The organism is Polaromonas sp. P1_G2 (genome assembly GCF_056405515.1).
This window is the reverse complement of record NZ_JBFUBY010000357.1, coordinates 1-3,509: the sequence shown is the minus strand read 5'-3', so window position 1 is coordinate 3,509 and position 3,509 is coordinate 1. Positions and strand designations below refer to the sequence as shown.

Annotated in this window: 4 protein-coding genes; 2 read left to right on the top strand and 2 right to left on the bottom strand. The window is 67.4% G+C overall.

Annotation, left to right across the window (positions count from 1 at the left end; genetic code table 11):
- Positions 1 to 215, top strand: a 215-nt coding sequence (locus AC1D0P_RS23445) for an ABC transporter permease (protein ID WP_477678937.1), incomplete at its 5' end; no start/stop codon positions are given.
- Between the two features lie 38 nt (positions 216 to 253).
- Here AC1D0P_RS23445 and AC1D0P_RS23440 read toward each other — a convergent pair.
- Positions 254 to 715, bottom strand: coding sequence for a hypothetical protein (locus AC1D0P_RS23440; protein WP_477678936.1), 462 nt, complete (start codon positions 713 to 715; stop codon positions 254 to 256).
- 345 nt (positions 716 to 1,060) lie between these two features.
- On the bottom strand, positions 1,061 to 2,032 hold the full coding sequence (locus AC1D0P_RS23435; protein ID WP_477678935.1) for a threo-3-hydroxy-L-aspartate ammonia-lyase: 972 nt from the start codon (positions 2,030 to 2,032) through the stop codon (positions 1,061 to 1,063).
- Between the two features lie 147 nt (positions 2,033 to 2,179).
- Here AC1D0P_RS23435 and AC1D0P_RS23430 point away from each other — a divergent pair.
- A partial coding sequence (locus AC1D0P_RS23430; protein WP_477678934.1) for an ABC transporter permease occupies positions 2,180 to 3,509 on the top strand: 1,330 nt, incomplete at its 3' end.

Below are 3,509 nucleotides of genomic sequence, written 5' to 3'. Positions count from 1 at the left end.
TGGCCTTCCTCACGTCGTTTGATGAAATCATCGTCTCGCTGTTCGTCTCCGGCGGCGACAACTCCACACTCACACGCAATATGTTCAACGCCTTGCGCGACCAGGTGGATCCGACCATCGCGGCCATTTCCACGCTGATCGTGGCTAGCACTTCGCTGATGCTGGCGGTGACGCAGTTCATTGGGAAATCCAGGGAAGCCGATCGCAAGGCTTGAGCGCCCTGCCCGCATCCGGAATCACCGCGGCCCGGACTTCAAGGCCGCAGCGACTCGGCGGCAAATGCGGCGGCAAACAGCAGGGGTTCGTGTTCTTTGCCGAGGCGGGGGGTTTGCTGTTCCAGCAAGGCATTGCGCTGGAGGGCGGCATGCGCTTCGGCCAGGCCCTGGGCATAAGCCTCCCGGGCGAGGCGCTTGGCCTTCCTCTCGCCATGGATTCCCACCCGGTAGTTTTTACGCCGGCGCTTGCCCCACGCATCCAGCCAAAAAGCCTGCCAATAGGGCGCGGGCGTGCCGCCCGGTTTTTTGGAGGCGGCCAGGTAGCGCGCCACGCCCACCGTTCCCGATGAATTGCCCCTGGTTTTTTGCGCACGGCGCCACTGGCGATGGTCCGCGTCAAATGAGGCGATGTGAGCCTCCAGCGCATCCCGGTAAATCTTGGCGGCGGCCAGCGACTTGCGCTTGCCGCCGTAGCACAGGTCGGTGAATGCCCTGGTCACGGTCCGCCCATAGCGCCGGACACAGACTCGCCAGCTTCTCTCGCGGTCGGACTCGACGCGGGTGATGCGGCGCAAGGGATTTTGGTAGTCGGTTCTGAACATGGTTTTAAAAAACCTGAACCGTATTCGAATTCCCCCGCTCCCCCCACCAAGATTGTCTTGGCGCGGGTATTGTTTGTTGGATTTCCCGAGCTCGGCCGTATTCAACTCCGAACGCGCACAGCAAGGGGGCCGCAAGGTACGCTCACGCGCCGCGGCAGCGCCCCGGATAAGTGCGGATCCAGAAATCAGGCAGACGCTTGCCGGCCGGGACAAGCCCGGCACGGCCCCGGCCTTTGCACCGGTTCAGCGCGGCGCCAGCAGCTCCGCGTAGCGCGCGAGGTCGACGTTGCCGCCGCTCACGATGACGCCTATCCGTTCTCCCTTCGCGGGCGGATTCGCTTCGAGCACCTTGCAGGCGCCGGCAAAGGACAGGCAGCCGGTGGGCTCGACCACCATCTTCATGCGCTCGGCGAAAAAACGCATGGCCTCCACCAGCTGCGCGTCGCTCACGGTAAGGATGTCGTCGACGTCGCGGCGGATGATGCCGAAGGTGTAGTCGCCCAGGTACTGGGTCTGCGCGCCGTCGGCGATGGTCTTGGGTGTGGCGATACGCACGATGCGGCCGGCGCGCAGCGACTGCAGGCCGTCGTCGCCGGCTTCCGGCTCGACGCCATAAACCTTGCACTTCGGTGCCAATGCGCGCGCGGCCAGCGCCGAACCGCCGGTGAGTCCGCCGCCCCCCAGGCAGATGTAGAGGCTGTCCAGCGCGCCAGTCTCCTCGAACAATTCCTTGGCGGCCGTGCCCTGGCCCGCGATCACGTCGGGATGGTCGTAGGGTGGGATCAAGGTCATGCCGCGCTCGGCGGCCAACCCCTTGGTCAGGGCCTCGCGGTCTTCGGTGAAGCGGTCGTAGAGCACCACTTCGGCGCCATAGCCGCGCGTGGCGGCAAGCTTGGCGGCGGGCGCGTCCTGCGGCATCACGATCACCGCGGGCATGCCCAGCATGCGCGCCGACAGCGCCACCGCCTGCGCGTGGTTGCCCGATGAGAAGGCGATCGCGCCAGCCTTGCGCTGCGCGGCATCGAACTTGGACAGCGCGTTGAAGGCGCCGCGAAACTTGAAAGCGCCCATGCGCTGGAAGTTTTCGCATTTGAAGAAAAATTCGGCGCCCCAGCGCGCCTCGGCGGTGGCCGATTTCAGCACCTGCGTGCGGTGCGCATGGCCTTCTATGCGCGCGGCGGCGGCAATCACGTCTTCGTAGGTGGGGAGTTGCATGGCGAAGGAGGCTTTCATTGCGGAGCAAAAATAAGGGCTTAGCTTAAACGAAGGCTGCACTTTCCCGACAGAAGCAGGCAAGCCCYTTCTGTACCGATACAGATGCCTGATTCGCTTTAGCAGCGGCGCAGAAGGCACAATGAGGCGATGCGCGCCCTGCTCTCTAGTTTCTCCTGGCGGGAATTGCAACACCACCCCTGGCGCAACGCTGCCGCGGTGGCGGCCGTGATGCTGGGCGTGGCGCTGGCGTTTTCGGTGCAGCTGATCAATGCCTCGGCGCTCAGCGAATTCTCCCAGGCGGTGCGCGCCGTCAACGGCCAGCCCGACCTGGAGCTGCGCGCCGTGCAGGGCGGCTTTGACGAGAACCTCTACCGCCGCGTGGCCGCCGACCCGCAGGTGGCCCTGGCCAGCCCGGTGCTGGAGCTCAGCACCTATGCGCTCACCACATCCGCGGGCGGCAAAGCCGAACGCCTGCCGCTGCGCATCATCGGCGTGGATGCCCTGGCAGTGGCCGCCATGGCGCCGGCCCTGATGCCGGTGCCGTCCACCGACGCGGGGCGCTTCGCACTGTTCGCACCGGGCCAGGTGTTCCTGAACCCGGCCGCGCGGCAATTGTTCAGTGGCCCTTCGCTGCGCCTGCAAAGCGGCCTCGAACTGCGCGAGGTGGCCGTGGCCGGCAGTGTGGGTGCGGGCGGCGGGCCGCTGGCCGTGATGGACATCGCCGCCGCGCAAGACCTGTTCGGCAGGGGCGGCCAGCTTTCGCGCATAGACCTGCGGCTCAAGCCCGGCGCCGAAGCTAGGCGTTTCATCGCCTCGCTGCAACTGCCGCCCGGCATCACCGCCACCGCGCCGGGCAATGCGGCCGAGCGCGTCAGCAACCTCTCGCGCGCCTACCGCGTCAACCTCACGGTACTCGCATTGGTAGCGCTGTTCACCGGCGCCTTCCTGGTTTTCTCGGTGCTGTCGCTCAGCGTGGCCAAGCGCGCGCAGCAGTTCGCCTTGCTGGGGGTACTCGGGCTGACGGGACGCGAGCGCCTGCAACTGGTGCTGGCCGAGTCCGTGCTGCTGGGCCTGGCCGGCAGCGTGCTGGGCATTGCGCTGGGCACGGCGCTGGCCGCGCTGGCGCTGCGGCTGCTGGGCGGCGACCTGGGCGGCGGCTACTTTTCCGGCGTCGCGCCCAGCCTGCAATGGAACGGCGCGGCGGCTTTTACCTACGGCGCGCTGGGCGTGCTGGCGGCGGCAGTGGGCGGCTGGTGGCCGGCGCGGGCCGCGCAAAAGCTTCCGCCCGCGCAAACGCTGAAAGGCCTCGGTGCCGCCGCCAGCGGCGGCAAGGGCCACTGGCTCAGCATCGCCCTGGCGGCGGCAGTGGGCGGCTGGTGGCCGGCGCGGGCCGCGCAAAAGCTTCCGCCCGCGCAAACGCTGAAAGGCCTCGGTGCCGCCGCCAGCGGCGGCAAGGGCCACTGGCTCAGCATCGCCC

Coding starts and splice junctions, on each gene's coding strand:
- AC1D0P_RS23435 (WP_477678935.1), bottom strand. CDS start 2,032: ATGCAACTCCCCACCTACGAAGACGTGATTGCCGCCGCCGCGCGCATA.